19 protein-coding genes are annotated in these 16,426 nt (G+C 41.6%); 18 read left to right on the top strand and 1 reads right to left on the bottom strand.

Features of this window, described 5'->3' with window-relative positions:
- Window positions 1-89 precede the first annotated feature (89 nt).
- The 12 genes from AS141_RS15540 (at window position 90) to AS141_RS15480 (ending at window position 11,022) form a co-directional block, all read left to right on the top strand.
- Window positions 90-452 (top strand): SPW repeat protein, encoded by a 363-nt coding sequence (locus AS141_RS15540; RefSeq protein WP_057938640.1) that lies wholly within the window; start codon window positions 90-92, stop codon window positions 450-452.
- Entirely contained in the window at window positions 452-2,065 is a 1,614-nt protein-coding gene (locus AS141_RS15535) for an FAD-dependent oxidoreductase (RefSeq protein ID WP_082632317.1), read from the top strand. Before AS141_RS15540 ends, AS141_RS15535 begins: the two co-directional genes overlap by 1 nt.
- 185 nt (window positions 2,066-2,250) lie before the next feature.
- A complete protein-coding gene (locus tag AS141_RS15530; RefSeq protein ID WP_057938590.1) occupies window positions 2,251-2,571 on the top strand; it encodes a hypothetical protein in 321 nt (106 codons plus the stop codon).
- A 16-nt stretch (window positions 2,572-2,587) separates the two neighbouring features.
- Window positions 2,588-3,892: a spondin domain-containing protein gene (locus AS141_RS15525; RefSeq protein WP_057938589.1), complete on the top strand. Its 1,305-nt coding sequence runs from the start codon at window positions 2,588-2,590 to the stop codon at window positions 3,890-3,892.
- A gap of 218 nt (window positions 3,893-4,110) precedes the next feature.
- On the top strand, window positions 4,111-4,803 hold the full coding sequence (locus AS141_RS15520; protein WP_057938588.1) for a peroxiredoxin-like family protein: 693 nt from the start codon (window positions 4,111-4,113) through the stop codon (window positions 4,801-4,803).
- A 13-nt stretch (window positions 4,804-4,816) separates the two neighbouring features.
- A complete protein-coding gene (locus AS141_RS15515; protein ID WP_057938587.1) occupies window positions 4,817-5,284 on the top strand; it encodes a thioredoxin family protein in 468 nt (155 codons plus the stop codon).
- 23 nt (window positions 5,285-5,307) lie between these two features.
- A complete protein-coding gene (locus AS141_RS15510) occupies window positions 5,308-6,072 on the top strand; it encodes an SDR family oxidoreductase (RefSeq protein WP_057938586.1) in 765 nt (254 codons plus the stop codon).
- A 339-nt stretch (window positions 6,073-6,411) separates the two neighbouring features.
- The gene (locus AS141_RS15500) at window positions 6,412-7,251 is read left to right on the top strand and encodes an AraC family transcriptional regulator (protein ID WP_057938584.1); all 840 of its coding nucleotides are present in this window, start codon (window positions 6,412-6,414) and stop codon (window positions 7,249-7,251) included.
- A 31-nt stretch (window positions 7,252-7,282) separates the two neighbouring features.
- Complete coding sequence (locus tag AS141_RS15495; protein WP_057938583.1) at window positions 7,283-7,807, top strand: carboxymuconolactone decarboxylase family protein; 525 nt, start codon at window positions 7,283-7,285, stop codon at window positions 7,805-7,807.
- 273 nt (window positions 7,808-8,080) lie between these two features.
- Window positions 8,081-10,078 (top strand): protein-disulfide reductase DsbD family protein, encoded by a 1,998-nt coding sequence (locus AS141_RS15490; RefSeq protein ID WP_057938582.1) that lies wholly within the window; start codon window positions 8,081-8,083, stop codon window positions 10,076-10,078.
- A gap of 274 nt (window positions 10,079-10,352) precedes the next feature.
- Window positions 10,353-10,685, top strand: coding sequence for a type II toxin-antitoxin system RelE/ParE family toxin (locus tag AS141_RS15485; RefSeq protein ID WP_057938581.1), 333 nt, complete (start codon window positions 10,353-10,355; stop codon window positions 10,683-10,685).
- Window positions 10,686-10,710: 25 nt separating this feature from the next.
- Window positions 10,711-11,022: a helix-turn-helix domain-containing protein gene (locus tag AS141_RS15480; RefSeq protein WP_198293561.1), complete on the top strand. Its 312-nt coding sequence runs from the start codon at window positions 10,711-10,713 to the stop codon at window positions 11,020-11,022.
- A gap of 218 nt (window positions 11,023-11,240) precedes the next feature.
- Here the strand turns inward: AS141_RS15480 and AS141_RS27120 are convergent, their stop codons facing one another.
- Window positions 11,241-11,492: a recombinase family protein gene (locus tag AS141_RS27120; protein WP_262481001.1), complete on the bottom strand. Its 252-nt coding sequence runs from the start codon at window positions 11,490-11,492 to the stop codon at window positions 11,241-11,243.
- Window positions 11,493-12,535: 1,043 nt separating this feature from the next.
- Between AS141_RS27120 and AS141_RS26615 the strand changes: the two genes are divergently transcribed.
- From AS141_RS26615 to AS141_RS15455, 6 genes are all read left to right on the top strand, one after another.
- Window positions 12,536-12,697, top strand: coding sequence for a hypothetical protein (locus AS141_RS26615; protein WP_157243494.1), 162 nt, complete (start codon window positions 12,536-12,538; stop codon window positions 12,695-12,697).
- On the top strand, window positions 12,697-13,008 hold the full coding sequence (locus AS141_RS15475; protein WP_057938580.1) for a hypothetical protein: 312 nt from the start codon (window positions 12,697-12,699) through the stop codon (window positions 13,006-13,008). Before AS141_RS26615 ends, AS141_RS15475 begins: the two co-directional genes overlap by 1 nt.
- A gap of 110 nt (window positions 13,009-13,118) precedes the next feature.
- Window positions 13,119-13,292 carry a hypothetical protein gene (locus AS141_RS15470; protein WP_157243493.1) on the top strand — a complete coding sequence of 58 codons (174 nt, stop codon included), beginning with the start codon at window positions 13,119-13,121 and terminating at the stop codon, window positions 13,290-13,292.
- A gap of 701 nt (window positions 13,293-13,993) precedes the next feature.
- Window positions 13,994-15,286, top strand: coding sequence for an AAA family ATPase (locus AS141_RS15465; protein ID WP_057938578.1), 1,293 nt, complete (start codon window positions 13,994-13,996; stop codon window positions 15,284-15,286).
- A gap of 107 nt (window positions 15,287-15,393) precedes the next feature.
- Window positions 15,394-15,969 carry a zeta toxin family protein gene (locus AS141_RS15460; protein ID WP_057938577.1) on the top strand — a complete coding sequence of 192 codons (576 nt, stop codon included), beginning with the start codon at window positions 15,394-15,396 and terminating at the stop codon, window positions 15,967-15,969.
- A complete protein-coding gene (locus AS141_RS15455) occupies window positions 15,959-16,150 on the top strand; it encodes a hypothetical protein (RefSeq protein ID WP_057938576.1) in 192 nt (63 codons plus the stop codon). The genes AS141_RS15460 and AS141_RS15455 overlap by 11 nt, the downstream gene beginning before the upstream one ends.
- Window positions 16,151-16,426 lie beyond the last annotated feature (276 nt).

Raw genomic sequence — 16,426 nt, 5'->3', positions numbered from 1 at the left:
AATGGTGACTGCTTACACTTTTTGTATCTATCGGGTAACAATTATCACTACAGATGCGGAACAAAAAAACTAACAAAGAAAATATAACTATGAGATTTATTGATTCAAAAACCCATGGCATACTAGATTATTTGTCGGTGGTTCTATTTGTGGCAAGTCCATGGATTTTTGGCTTTGCGAATGAAGGGACTGCCATGTGGATACCTGTCATTATAGGTGTAGCGGTTTTACTTATGAGTCTGATGACGGATTATGAATTGGCGGCTGCGCGGATTATTCCATTTACTACACACTTAACCATGGATGTTATAGCCGGTCTATTTCTGATAATCTCTCCTTGGGTTTTTGATTTTGCAGATGTGGTAAAATGGCCACATGTTGCACTCGGGGTTTTTGCAGTGGGAGCGGGATTGTTCACAAGAAAAAATGTCAGGTCCCCTTATATTGAGTGATGATGAGATCAACTGGTTGTGAAAATAAAGCACTATGGAGTGAGATATCCGATCCAAGACCCTATCCATGTCTGTCAGGTGACATTGAAACCGAAGTTGCTGTGGTGGGCGGAGGTATCACTGGAATCAGTGCCGCCTATTTGCTGGCACAGGCAGGAAAAAAAGTAGTTGTGCTTGAAGCACACAAAGTAAGTATGGGAACCACGGGTTCTTCAACAGGTAACCTTTATGCTCCTGTGGATGAGCGTCTGTTTTCCGTGGCAGAAAAGCACGGAGATGAGGTGTTGAAGGAGGTGGTTTCCTCCCGCCTTGCAGCAATTGATTTTATTGAACAGCGGGTGGATGAATGTGCGATTGCATGTGATTTTCAACGGGTCCCATGGCATTTGTTTGATACCGAAGGAATAAATGAAGAAATACAAAAGGAATATGAAGCCGCATTTAAAGCAGGTTTAGCCGTAGTCTCAGGTGCTTTGGTAGGTTTTCCATTTCCTGCTTCCGATATCACCACTATCCATCATCAGGCACAGTTCAATCCACTGGCTTATACCCAGGCACTGGCTAAGCATACAGATTCTTCCAATTGTTTGATTTTTGAAGAAACCTCTGTTTTAAATGTAACTGACGGAGATCCTTGCATTTTGCAAACAGACAGAGGAACTGTCAAGGCAGAGAAGGTAGTGATGGCCACACATTCACCCAAAGGTATTTATGCTGTTCATACAGCTATGCAAGCGAAAAGGGAGCCCGCTTTGGCAGTACGGTTAAAGGGCCCATTGCCTCTTCCTGGAGTATACTGGCATATCGTTGGCAACAGGCAGTATTCTATCCGGCCTTTCCGATCCCCGGAAGGAGATTTTCTACTTGTTCTAGGTAAAACATACCCTGTGGGTCAGGAGGAATATGCTGAAGATAGTATTGTGAAACTGGAATTGTATCTGAGAAAGTATTTTGAAGTAGACAGTATTGATTACACCTGGGCAGCCCAAAATTACCGCCCAGCTGACAATCTCCCGTACATCGGCACTAGTATTATGGAGAAAAACATATTCATTGCCACTGGGTTCGCAGCTGATGGGCTGGTCTATGGTACCCTTGCAGCGATGATCATCAGTGATAGGATACTCGGGAAAGAAAACCAATGGAGGGAATTATATAATCCTAAAAGGTTTACTCCGATAGCTTCTGCAAAAACACTCCTGAAGGAAAACTATGAAGTAAGCAAACACCTGCTTCAAGACTGGCTATTTTATGATCAGGATAAAGATTTAGCTGATTTAAAAAGGGGGGAAGGGACAACGCTGGTAATCAATAAGGAGAAAATAGCTGCCTATAAGGATGAAATAGGAAAGTTACATCTGGTTTCTTCAGTCTGTACACATATGGGATGTATAGTCCACTGGAACAGTGCTGAGAAAAGCTGGGATTGCCCTTGCCATGGCAGTCGCTTTTCCATTGATGGGAAAGTGTTGGAAGGGCCTGCTTATCAGGATCTGGCAAAACCTAAACCGGATGGGAAAAAAATGAACCCTGAGCTAGAATGTTTTAACTTTTTCGCCACCCCCAGTATCCTTACTAAAAAAAAGAGCATCAAATTTTCAAACCTTAGCTGACTGATCCAGGTCTTGAATTCCCCCCTTCTGCTCTGGCTCGTAACCACCTCTTCTAGAAATGTGGTGGATAGGTGCGTGTTTTGAGGTTTTGTGCACCGCACACTTAAGATTTTCAGGGACAAAGGCATAGGGAACACCACCTATCCATCCCAGACAATAAACCAGCTTATGAAATCTTCCCGTTTTTGGCTATAGGGCAATATCGCGACAAAGACTACTCCGGTGATCTGTTCGCCGGTCTGGCGGTCTACGTAATGCAGTTTTTTTCCGCAAAAGTCCACCAGCAGTTTCTCCCCGGCACGGTGGGTCAGCTTACCACTGGCGTTGTTCTTATTTCGCCATTGCCTGTAATGCCAGGCAAACTGGCTGTATTTATAACCTTTATCATGGAAAGTGGCCCAGTGACCTCCGTTTTAGACAAGGTCGTGTCTCGGGAAAATCGGGCAAGTATATGGGAAATATGGATATCGTTACCGCTGAATAAGCAGGATACCTTTGGTCTATAAACCAACAAACAGTAAAATGAAATACAGAAATCTAAAATGGCTTCCATTGATGGGGTTACCCTTGCTCATTGCCTCTTGTAATACAGGGGATGAGGATCCGGAGGGAATGGATTCCCTATCTACCCTCACTATTGAAAACGTATTGGAATCAAAAGCATTGGTCCAGTCAGGGACATTCCAAAACGCAGGCTCTTCTCCGGTAATCATGCCAGGGGAAAATATTACAATCCGTTTTTCAGCGGCCAAGGGACAGGCAGTTTCCTTTGCAACCATGTACGGCTGGTCCAACGATCTTTTCTTTGCTCCGGATAATCCGGGGATAAGCCTGTATGAAGAAGATGGGACCCCGATCCAGGGCGATGTTTCCTCCCAGATTAAATTATGGGATAATGGAACCCGCATCAATCAGGTGCCTGGCGCTGACGTTGAACATCCAGGCACAGCTGAGAGTACTCCTCAGCAAATCATAGAAGTAGTGGGTTCCGATTCCCAGGGGAATAGCTATGTTTCCGCATCCTCACTTATGAATTTGACATTGAGCTATGAAGGCAATTCCACTTTTGCATTGACTATTGAGAATAGTTCAGGAAGTACCTCTAATCCGACTCCGTTTAGTCCGGGTGTTTGGGCTGTTTCCTACATTGCGGGGAGCAATTTACTGGACCCATCCCCATTGTTTGTACCAGGCCAACCTACTGCAAATGGGCTTACAAGCCTTGCCGAAATGGGGCAAAACGATACCTTGGGAGAGTATATAATGGCACGGACAGGTATTTTTACCCCGCTTTCCCCTGTTTTGGTTGTTGTGTATAATGGGATAGACAACCCTATCTTCAACTCAGGGGAGAAGGATCGGGGAGAAGGGCTTAAAGAACTCGCCCAGCAAGGGGATGCTTCCGGCTTGGCGGCTTATCTGGAAACCGTGGAAGGAGTGAAGGATGTATATGTGCTGGCTGAGGAAAACTCTACGGTATTGCTGCCGAAAATTGGCGACCAGGTTGGGGGCTCAGTGACCCAAGCGTTGAATATAAGTACCGGTGACCGTCTGGCAATTGCCACTATGTACGGTTTTTCCAATGATTGGTTTTTTGCCTCAGTCAATGATGGGGTAGATGCGACAGTAAAAGGTGATATATCTTCGTCAATCGCATTGTTTGACAACGGAACCGCTGTTAACCAATTTCCTGGCGCCGGAATAACCCAATTCAATTTGGCAGGTACCCCATTGGATGAAAGCGCAGTAATCCAGGTAGTCCCTAATCCCAATTCCTTTACCACATTGCCCCCAATTACCGATATTATAAGGGTAACACTTCAATAGACCTCTTTAAAAGTTATTTCCCGACTTCTTTTATTTCGCTGTACAGAGGGACAAGCGTACTGAAATGATATAGTTGAAGAATGCCATAAACAGGTTTTTTACACCAATACGATTTATAAAAACAACTATGGAATCGAGCATGACTCAAGAGTCACAGGTGGGATGATTATCAACCTTGCGAGATTCCATATGGCCTATAAAAATCAAATTATAAACACATGAAAAAACACATCGAACAAGCAGCAAAATTCTTGTTTACTGCACTAGTTTATCTGGTTATCAGCTTCCCGTTGGCCTTTGCACAGCAAGGCAATGCGGTAAAAAGTGGCCCTACTATGGATGGTGAAAGCCCATTACCGTACGTAATACCACAAAAGGCGGAAGATATCAGCCCTCTGCTGAACGGTGAAAAAATCCCTTCAGTTACTCTGCGTGATTCATCAGGAGATTCTTTTGATCTTAACCAGGCAGTTGCTTCAAAACCGACTATTCTTATCTTTTACCGGGGTGGTTGGTGTCCGTTCTGCTCAAAGCAACTATCAGGGCTGCAGCAAATAGCGCCTGAGCTGGAGAAAGAAGGTTTCCAGCTGATCGCCATCAGTACAGATCAACCGGAAGGCTTGAAACATACAGCTACCTCAGAAAAATTAAACTATACACTGCTCTCTGATGCTGATTTAAATGTATCCAAACAATTTGGACTGGCATTTAAAGCACCCGAAGGCTATTGGGACATGTTGCCTAAAACTACCGGGGGTAAAAACGTTGATTTGTTGCTCCCTGTCCCGGCTGTATTTATTCTCGATAAAAATGGGGTCATCCGTTTTGAACACATCAACCCGGATTTTAAACAAAGGCTAAATCCAGATGTATTGATGGCGGTTTCTAGAAGTATCTTAAATGAACTCTAAATCACTCGGCTCTATGTCCCTGGTTATTAAAGTTTATTTCGCAGCCGGCATGCTTCTTTTCGCTATACCTGCCTTTGGTCAGGGAACCACGAAATCCGACAAAGCTTCAGCACCTGACCAGGAGATTGTATTCGAGGAAGGGAGCTGGGAAGAGGTAGCGGCACAAGCAAAAAGAACTGGTAAATATATTTTCGTAGATGCCTATACCAACTGGTGCGCACCCTGCAGATTGTTAAAGACCACGACTTTCAAAGAGCAACGTGCTGCAAGGTTTTACAATACCAATTTCATCAACTATACAGCTGATATGGAAGCGGGAGAGGGGATTGAGCTCGCAGAGCAATGGGATATTACAGCTTATCCCGCCCTTCTTTTCTTTAGCCCTGAAGGAAAAATAGTATTCAGACAGATAGGGTTCGTGGATGGCGTCAAACTTCTTGAGTTCGGCCAGCAGGTTTTGGCAACCAATCATTTACAATAACCAATGCTTATACAACAGTGGTAATGAAAAAGTGGAATTTAAACGGGCGAAAGGCCCTGGTGACCGGAGGATCAAAAGGAATAGGAAAAGCGATTGTCACTGAATTTTTGGAGCTGGGAGCTGAAGTGCTCTTTACTGCCAGAAATGCGGAAGAAGTTTCTGTTGTGGAGGAACATTTTAAAGTAAAGGGTTTTCCTGTCTATGGATTAATGGCGGATGTGACCAGCATCGACCACAGGCAAAGAGTAAAAAAATGGATCACCCAAAAATGGGGCAGACTTGACCTGCTTGTTAATAATGCAGGTATCAACATCAGGAAATCCAGCAATGAATATACTTCGGAAGAATTCAGGAGGGTATTGGAAACAGACCTCATAGCCCCTTTTGAATTAAGTACTGAACTTTTTCCATTGTTGAGAAAAAGTTTAAATGCCTCTATTGTTAACCTGGCTTCGGTTGCCGGTCTTGTTGATGCCCAGACTGGCGCTCCTTATGGAATGTCAAAATCAGGATTGATCCAGCTTTCCCGAAATCTGGCTTGCGAGTGGGCGACCCATAACATCCGGGTCAATACCGTGTCGCCATGGTTTACGCAAACCCCCGCAACTGAAAGTATACTTTCAAACCCGGAAAAGGCAGGCCATATCCTTTCACGTACACCAATCAAACGTATAGCAAAAGATGAGGAAGTTGCTGCTGCGGTTACTTTTTTGTCAATGGAGAAGGCCTCCTACATCACCGGACAAAATATCGTGGTAGATGGTGGGGCAACGAGCAGTATTTTATAAAACCAATGCTGTTAAAGCCATGAAGACAGGTTCAATAGTGTTAGGATTCAATGCAAAGGCCGGAAAATTACAGGCAGTGGCAGATTTGCTAATAATCCACTGTTGCCAATACGGTAACAGTCAAATACGTTTTCCTTATATGATCTTCAGTTTGGTCAGTCCATGTGTGTTGCCTTCAATGCTTGTGAGACAGCTGAAAGTAGAAAGGGGCAACCAATAGATGAAATTGGTTATGCATTGATTCAATGTCTGGGTTCCGGTATCAGAACCTTTTACTTGAGAAGGTGACTGTTTTTGTCAATAAGTAACACAGAAGTATAATCAGAGTTAAAAGAAAGTATGATCAGAAAATTCGCGGAAGAATCCACTAGAGGGCTTTTTATCATGCATGTCAACAACAGGGAATTGAGGGGGTGGGGGCTTAGCAACCCTTCCCCATTCCCGATCAATACGTTTGTTTTTAATAAGGGGGCAACGCAGCAGGTGGTTATAGATGATATCTCATATGAAATGCCGGCCGGTTCTATGGTGCCGCTTGTTTCTAACCAGCACTTTTCCTTTGAACATCCGGATGACCTGATAGCCTGGCAATTCAACAGGGAGTTTTATTGCATTTTGGATCATGATGCAGAAGTGGGCTGTGTCGGATTTCTGTTCTATGGCATACAACACCCGATGTTTATTTCCTTGAGCCCTTCCGAAATAGAAGCAATGTTTCAACTGGAAAAAATATTTACCGATGAATGGCAATCTAAGGATAGCTTTCAGGGAGAGATGCTAAGAACGCTGTTAAAGCATCTCATCATCAAGATTACCCGCATCGCAAAACAACAGAGTGAGAGCTACCAACAATTCCCGGAGGATAAAATGGATATTGTCAGAAAGTTCTCAGTGAATTTGGAGAGCCACTTTAAGCAGGAACACGGGGTAAGTTTTTACGCAGAAATGCTGAACAAATCACCCAAAACCCTGAGTAATATCTTTTCCCTGTTGAAACATCCGGCCCCGTCGAAGCTGATACAGAACAGGATTATCCTGGAAGCAAAGCGCTACCTGCACTATACGGATAAATCAGCCAAAGAAATAGCCTATGAGCTGGGCTTTGAAAGCCCTTCACATTTCAGCAGGTTCTTCAAAATGTATTCTGGAACCAATATTTCAGATTTCAGAAATTCCTGATACAAAATCTTACAACCTAATTTCCTTACCAATGGATATTCCCAACCTGTCAGAAGTTAAAGAGCTGAACCGGGGTTACGTGAAATATTTCAACGAAAAACTGGGACGTACCCCCAATATGTATGCTGCAATGATGCATTCGGAAAATGCGCTCAGTGCATACTACCCCTTTCATATACGAAAAAACTCCCTTTCAATCAGGGAGAGTGAGGCAATCACATTGGTTGTTTCCCAACAGAACAACGCCATGTACTGCTTAAGTGCACACACGATGATCGGAAAGCTGAATGGCTTTACTGAACAGGAAATTATCCTCCTGAGAAAGGGGGAAGCGCCTTTCGACCGGAGGCTTGACGTTCTGGTCCAATTGGTCAAAGATATTGTAGAAAAGAAGGGAGCGGTTGAAACTGATAAACTCAATAACTTTTTCCATGCAGGCTTTACGTATGAAAACCTGATCGACACACTACATGTGGTCGGGGATAATTTCATTACCAATTTCACGGGAAAAGTCCTGAAAGTTCCAATTGATTTTCCTTTGACTAATGAACTGTGAGGAATGATAGTCAATATAAACTAGTCGGAATAACAATTCATTGTGTATATCCTCATGTCTATCATTAAGGTAGTATGAGATTCAGGAAAACACTGGCATCTTCTATGGCCATCCTTATTAGGTTTCCATCCAATAAAACAAAGGAAAAATGGCTACTTAAATCATGGTGGATAATCAAACTGTTTATTGTCGAAGTCTCTTGAATAGGATCCCCTTAAAATACAATGAGCTTCTTAATAGCTCCTTAAAAGTACCTAAAACGCTAAATATAAAATGAAAATATGGCTGTTGATTTCCTTCATGTTCTTGGTAACAGGTTTGCAGGCGCAAATAAAGGAAGTAGTGAAATGGGAGTACCAGGTCAATAAAACAGGTACCGATGAATATGAAGCTGTTTTAGCAGCAAAGATCGATAGGGGCTGGCACCTATATTCCAAAGATCTGCCACCCGATAGTGGGATTCCTACCGAAATGCGTGTTTCTTCTGTGGATTTGGACCCGATCGGAGACCTTCAGGAAATCGGCCATAAAACTGAGGAGTTTAGTGAGGCATTTGGGGTACTGATCGTTTATTATTCCGATTCTGTCAAGTTTGTTCAAAAATTCAAATTAAAGGACATTGATAAAACAACCAGCATTGCCGCAGAGATCACCTTTCAGGTATGCAATGACCTGGTGTGTTTGGCACCGAATACGATTGGGTTTGAGAAACAGCTGAATGCTAAGGATGAACCAGAAAATAGTGCATCAACTGTCATCGGAAACAACCCTGTTTTGGGTTCCTTGGAGGATGGGATTAAGGTCGCTTCCCTTGATTATAAAATGCCCCTTGTGGACTGTGGAATCGAGCAGGCAGCGCAGGATTCCGGAAATGGACTGGTGTTTATCCTTGGATTGTTGGGAGGCCTAATAGCGCTCCTTACTCCCTGTGTGTTCCCAATGATCCCCCTGACGGTTTCATATTTTACCAAAAGCGCTTCAGAAACAAGTAAGGGAAAAAGGAATGCTGTTGTTTACGGATCGTTCATTCTGGTTATCTTTCTTGCATTAAGCATTCCTTTCCATCTACTGGATGGTATAAGCGGAAATATTTTCAATGAGATTTCCACCAATGTGTGGTTGAATGTTTTTTTCTTTTTTGTATTCCTGTTTTTTGCATTAAGTTTTTTTGGGTATTTCGAAATTACCCTGCCCCATTGGCTGATCAACAAATCAGCCAAGGCAGAAGAAGCAGGGGGAGTACTAGGGATTTTTTTTATGGCTCTGACGTTGGTGATTGTGTCTTTTTCCTGTACAGGACCAATATTGGGGAGTCTGTTGGGAGGGGTGGCCTCCTCCTCGGCTAATGTTCCGGTGCTGCTTACATTTGCCCTTGGGGGATTTGGTCTTGCCTGGGCCTTGGTATTTGGATTTTTGGCTTTATTTCCACAAGTTTTGGCATCCCTGCCAAAATCCGGAAACTGGATGAATTCACTTAAAGTCTTTCTTGGGTTTGTGGAAGTAGCCCTTGCACTTAAATTCCTCTCCAAGGCTGACCTGGTGTCCAAGACCTTTTTGTTGAAAAGGGAGATTTTTGTTGGCATTTGGATAGTGATAACCATTGGACTGGTCCTCTACTTAATTGGAAAGATCAGGTTTCCCCACGACAGTAGAAACCAAAAGATATGCCCGTTCAGGAAAGGTGTTGCGCTCTCAGGTGTTTTATTTATCGCCTACTTAATCCAGGGGCTGATACCGTCAGAAAAAACAAGATTGTCAACGTTGAGCGGGATTTTACCCCCATTGAATATCAGCTTATATGCTGGGCACGAAGATGGTATTTATGGAATTCAGCCTGAAAATGATTATTTCAAGGCGATTCAAACCGCCAAAAAAGAAAATAAACCTATCCTTTTGGACTTTACGGGGTATGGGTGTGAGAACTGTCGGAAAATGGAAGAATTTGTGTGGGGTGAGCCGGATGTACTACCCCTGATCCGAGATAAGTTGGTGCTGGCATCCCTGTATATAGATGATCGTGAGGAGCTACCCGCCATAGATCAACATTCTGTTGACATGGGGAATGGACAGCAAAAGAAAATCAGAACTGTAGGGGATAAATGGTCGATATTTCAGCAGGTGAACTTCAACAATAACTCCCAGCCGCATTACGTATTGGTGACACCAGACGGAGAGGTGATCAATTCTCCGGTATCAGGATATATGTCCAAAGAAAAATTTAAGGAGTTTCTTGAATGTGGGATAACATACGGTAAGAATGCCGGAATTTGATGGGTTGTGCTCTGGACAGCTTAAATATGGGTTGATATTCATCAGCGTATTATCCGTTCAATGATGAAATAGTGTCCTTGACGAGATAGACGAAATTCTTAATTTGAAAACAGCAGGCCTCCGAAGCCCTGTAAACAATCGCGATATAGACGCAGTAGGGTAGCGGGAGTGCTGTAACCACAAGTGTTGCCAGTAATGTGAGAAAACCGCAAAAGTTTCCATATAATATAACTTTTTTATTATCTTTGTCCAGTAAAACGAAGTTGAAAACTGAATGGACAAAAATTTTGAAGTCATTTTCCTTGAACAAGCTCTCGAATTTTTAGAAAAGCTGGACTTAAAGACAAGACAAAAAATTTACTATAACGTTGACAAAGCCAAACTTGGACTTGACCCGAAACTGTTCAAAAAACTGACTGATGAGATTTGGGAATTTAGGACAAAATATAGTGGACTACAATATCGACTTTTCGCTTTTTGGGACAAAACAAATAAATCCGAAACACTTGTCATTTCAACTCACGGAATAGTGAAAAAAGTTGACAAAGTTCCTAAAGTGGAAATCGAAAAAGCCGAAAGAATTAGAAATGAATATTTTGAACAATAAAATTATGGAAGCAAAGAATAAAAAAATGAAAATGATGACCCTTGACCAGCTAAAAGACAGGGACATAGGAAAAATTGGAACTCCAGAAAGAGACAAATACGAATTTGACCTACGAATGGAACTGCTCGGAGAAATGATAAAATCTGTGCGGAAAGAACGGAACTTAACACAAGAACAACTTGGAGAACTAATCGGTGTCCAAAAATCACAAATTTCAAAGTTAGAAAGAAGTACAAAAAATGTGACTATCGAAACGATTTTGAAAGTTTTCCGAGCATTAAAAGCTAATGTCAGGTTCAGCGTGGAAATGAACGAATCGGAATTTAAAGTAGCGTAAAAATAAAACACTACTGGCAACAGCTTATATAACAAATAGCTTCGACTTTTTTGAAACGAAAGTTTTGGTTTGTGGCGTGATTGAAAAATAATCGTCAATTTACGCGCTACTTGTCATATACGAAAACCGGTGGCTTTAATTCATCAAGGAGATTTTCAGACATCTAAATTATACATATTTGTATCTTAATTCTATACAAAGAGTACATATATGTATACTTAAAATTGCTCTATTGACTGGGCTTTTATACCCAAGTTAGATAGCGTAGAAATCATCTGGTACGCATCCCAAGTATTTCTGCAGAACCGATCCCACTTCGTGAACAGGATTTGTTGGGTCTGTCCCCTTAACTTCCTACAGTTGGCGAGGAGTTTCTGCCACTCGGGGCGGTCGAAATTTCTGGCTGAATAATCCTCAAATACGATGCTGCCAACCTGCAGGTGATTGAATTCACAGTATTTCCTGAGTATTTCCTCCTGGTATCGCTAGCTGTATCCTTTGTCAGCCTGTTCATCTGTGCTTACTCTGACACTGATATAGAGATCAACTCGTGTCATTTCTTAACTATTTGCTCGACAACTAATTTACTAAACCTATAGATCATGTCCAATAATTGTTCAGACTCCGCTTGGTTTATATCAACTCCTTCCTCTTTCATTACCTCCTGAACCTTTTTAAATGTTAAACTCTTTTTGACTTTCATTCAGGATTTCTTTGGTGCAAGTCACAAAGTCTTCCTTTCTTCTGTTTTACTGTCACACTGAAACCCGAAGGTGGAAATACCTGAATTAGCCTCTTAATGGACAATCGGAACGTTCCAAAAACACTTTCACAAAGAAAAAACAGTAATAAAGAAAGCCCTAATAAGGAGCCTGTAGATGGGACAAATGGAAACGGATATAAATAGCGGAGCCTGCGAGCGGCTTTATGCTGTCCCTTTTGTCCACTTGTGTGATGAGCAGAATGCAATCAAGGCCCCTATATTCGCTTGGCTTTTTAGCTGTTTGTGAAGGATGGCAACTACTGGTTTGTAGAATGTTATTCGCAAAGGCTAAGGGTTCAATCCAGTGGAACAAGTGCGTTTCTATATAAATCCAAATCAACTACCGAAAGTAATCTCGCAACCGCCTTCCCATTTTTAGTCCAAAATGTGGATAACTTCCTGGTTTTCATTTAATAAACACCCTGTGTAAGAGGGCGAATGTAAGAAAACAATTTTATGAACTAATTTAATAGGACGCCAGCATGTGTGAGAAGGTATCATTTTAGTCCTTTCATTGTCACAGTTCATTATCGCCTGAAGTTCTCATTCCTGAGACTGGAAGGATTCGGGAACTACGTCAACTTAATCGTTTTCTTCTGGCTTAAATTCGGAAACTAATCCATCATCTTTTGATACTACAAGGTCAAACAGTCCTGAAGGAGCCTAGCATTTTAACAAGTACATATAAAATCCCTGTGTTTTCAATTTCGTCTTGATTTCGAAAATTTTAAAATTTAGTATCTTTGTGATATGGGTACCAAAAAAGATAAGCTTACTGAGCAGATAGAGGATTTGACTAAAAAAATGAAAAGCCAGATGCCGCGCATTAAAAAGGAGATCCGCATATATGAGCAGAAAGCAGCCATGGGTACACTGACAAAGAATCCCAAGGTGTCTCCACAGTTTAACTAATGGAAAAACCCCAGCTTTTAGTTGTCGCGGGATGCAACGGTGCGGGTAAATCTTCTTATTCACGCATCCTATCTCCTGAAGGGATAGCCGTTTTTGATTATGATAAGCATTTCCTCGAAATCTACTCCTCGATAATCCCTACGGATTTCCAGGATCAGATGGCACACAGTATGGCATTCCAAAAGCTTGAGACGCAAATCGATCAGGCTATTGATGCCGGAAAATCTTTTGCCTATGAAATCGACACGATTAAAATCATCATTAAAGCTTACAGGGCAATGATTATTTTAATCGTCAAAGATTCCATGTGACCTATTAAGGCAAATTATAAACACATGAAACCAATTTCAATTCTGACCCTTTACACTGGCCATTGATTTTTAAAGCCAAAGGGTATGCGGTTAACATGATTTATTTCTGCTTGAATTCAGTAGACGAAGCCCAAAAAAGAGTGGCGATCAGAGTTGAGAATGGCGGGCACTTTGTGCCAGAGAGTGAAATCATGAATCGGTTTAAAGCAGGATACAGTAATCTGGATGAGTTTTTCGGTTTTTTTGATACCCTGCATTTATTCAATAGCTCCACGTATGGCTAGGCTCCGGATTATTGTTTGACATTCCAAAAAGGTGAATTGGTTAAAAAAGCTGATCTCCCCGCCTTTTTGGGGGAGTTCACCCCGAAGCTATATAAGCAGGCGATTAATTAGATGTGATCCTGCTTTGCACTGGATCAGGGCCATCCTGTAAAACAGGGAAGAGCATTTATCCAATGTAACCCGAAGTGCAATCCCACCACCGCCTGTCCCCAAATCCTAGTAATTTCCAAACTATTCCTTGTAAAATGTGGGTGACTTTCTGGTTTTCATCTAAAAAATACCCTCGTTTTCCTGTCTTCAGGGAATGACTAAATCACACTATAATTTATAGGACCATTTTTACACCGAAAGCTCTTCGGTAACTAACAGATGTATAGGCGATAAATGATTCTGAATGGTTCCATGTTGTATCGCTTGGGCTAGACTTTCATGGGACGTTGCAGCTCCATATCTCCCTTAATCAGCTTCATTCATTTAGGTTCCGCTTTTAGATGCTATTTCTGCAATTAGCTTTGGAATGGTCCTTATCGCTCTCTGGTACCTACCTTCCTGAATTGTATCTCAGTTTATTCATAATACATGGTTTTATTCGTAAACTATAGCCCACTTAATCTGCCATAAAATGAGAAATATTCTCATTTCACATAATAAATCATATGTTTTTCTTATATTTGAGAATATGTCTCATAAATAGATAAGTAATGTTGATAGAATTTTCTGTAGGAAACTACTTGTCCTTTAAATCAAAAACGACGCTAAGTCTAGAGGCTTCCTCCATCAAGGAGCATGTGGATACCAATCTCTTTTCTATGGGACGTTACGATTTGCTGCGAGGTGCGGTAATTTACGGCCCAAATGCAAGCGGTAAAAGCAACTTGGTCAAAGCCATGTCCACTATGAGGAGAATGGTATTGCAATCCTTTGAACAATCTTCTGCTGATGAATTAGACATCATCCCCTTTTTATTAAATACAGAAACCGAGCACTCCCCATCTTTCTTTGAGGCGGTATTTCTGATTGACGGTATTCGATACCGATATGGATTTGAAGTGGATGATCGAATCATCCATTCAGAATGGCTTTTTGAAGCCCAAAAGCTTGCAGAAAAACCCTTGTTCCTACGCGAAAGGGAAGGGATTGAGGTGATGAAAGGTTTTCCTGAAGGTAAGGAGTTGGAGGAGCGCACACGGGATAATGCTTTGTTTTTAGCGGTGGCCGACCAGTTCAATGGCAAGATCGCCAAGAAAATCATGAAGTGGTTCAACAACTTCATTGCTATTTCAGGGTTGAAACATGAAGGATATAAAGGGGTGACTTTTGATATGCTTGACAACAGGCAGACACGCAGTACACTACTGAATTTCTACAAAAAACTGGATTTGGGATTTGAGGACATATCCATTATTAAAAAGCCGTTTGATCCAAAGGAATTGCCCGGAGAAATGCCGGAAGCAATGGTAAAACAACTGGTCACCGATCTGGAAGGAGCCTTCCGGATGGATATCAAAACCATTCACCAAAAGTATGACTCAAATGACAGGTTAGTTGGTGAAGTTGAATTTGATATGCGTAGCCAGGAATCCTCGGGAACCAATAAACTCTTCAATATCTCAGGTCCTGTTTTTGACGTATTGAATGATGGGGGATTGCTGGTCGTTGATGAACTGGATGCAAGTTTACATCCACTATTGACACTTGCGATTACCAAATTGTTTAATTCAAAAGAACTCAACCCAAACAATGCGCAGTTGATCTTTGCTACCCATGATACCAACCTGTTGCATTATGGCAATTATCGGAGGGACCAGATCTATTTTGTGGAAAAAGACAAATACGGTGCTTCAGAAATGTACTCTTTAGTAGAATATAAAGAAGAAGGTAAAACTATCCGGAAGGACCGTTCTTTCGAAAAAGACTATATCGAGGGGCGTTATGGTGCTATTCCGTTTATTGGTAATCTTTCAAAACCAGGTGTGGGATGGCAAGGAAGTTAAAGATCCCAAACGAGCACCTGAAGGATATGGCTACACAGGGATGACTGTAATGAAGACGAAGTGAATTGGGAAGCGTATCATCCAAAGTATCCCGTATATTTGTATAAATGAAAAAGTTGTACATTATTTCAGGGTGTAACGGAGCGGGTAAAACCACCGCTTCCTATACAATCTTGCCTGAAATACTTGATTGTAAGGAATTTGTTAATGCAGATGAGATTGCGAAAGGACTCTCTCCCTTTCGCCCCGAAAAAGCAGGTATTGAAGCAGGTAGATTGATGTTGAAAAGAATTAAATTACTACTTGAATCTGGAGAAAACTTTGCGTTTGAAACAACACTTTCCACAAAAAGTTATGTGAGCTTCATTGACAAAGCAAAGGAGGGAAATTATCAGGTTACATGCTTGTTTTTCTGGCTTCATTCCGTAGAATTAGCGATTTCAAGAGTTGAAACAAGGGTAAAGGAAGGCGGACACCACATTCCGGAAGATGTGATTAGAAGAAGATATAAAAGTGGTCTTAGTAATTTTTTCAATCTATTTCTGCCAAGGGTTGACAATTGGCTATTTGTAAATAATTCCGGTGACACGTATGAAATTATCGCGGAAGGCTCAAGGGATGAAATCTCCGTAAATAATACGAAGCTGTGGAAAGAACTAAAAGAAAAATATTATGGGAACTAAAGAGCAGTTAAAAGAAGAACGGGACAGGATAGTCAAAGGACTTGAAGAGACTTATAGAAAGCTAGTCGAATATAAAAAACAAAAGAAAAGTCCGATGATAGTGGTAAGAAACGGAAAAATTGTAGCGGTTGACCCGAATGAAATACTACCTACAACGTCGTATAAACGAAGTGCTGGCTGAAGAGCTCGATATTTGTATTAGTACGCCCCTAAACCTAGACATCTCTGAACTTGATAGAGTTGGATATAACGGACCGATCCACTCCAAGAAATATAAACGGTGATGCAATCAAGTAACGGAAATCAAATCTCCGTATTGTTAATTTGATTTAAGAGCGGGATTAGTCGCTCCAATTTTCTCAAATCTTCCTTGGAGCTACTTCGTAGGATAAGGCCGAAAAATTAGATTTTTCGTTTTTTTCCGTTGTGCCTTATGCGAAAAAACGAGAGTAAAACT

This window comes from Algoriphagus resistens (assembly GCF_001442615.1).
Taxonomy (GTDB): domain Bacteria; phylum Bacteroidota; class Bacteroidia; order Cytophagales; family Cyclobacteriaceae; genus Algoriphagus; species Algoriphagus resistens.
Note: the sequence above shows the minus strand (reverse complement) of the source record. Positions and strands in the feature narration are given on the sequence as shown.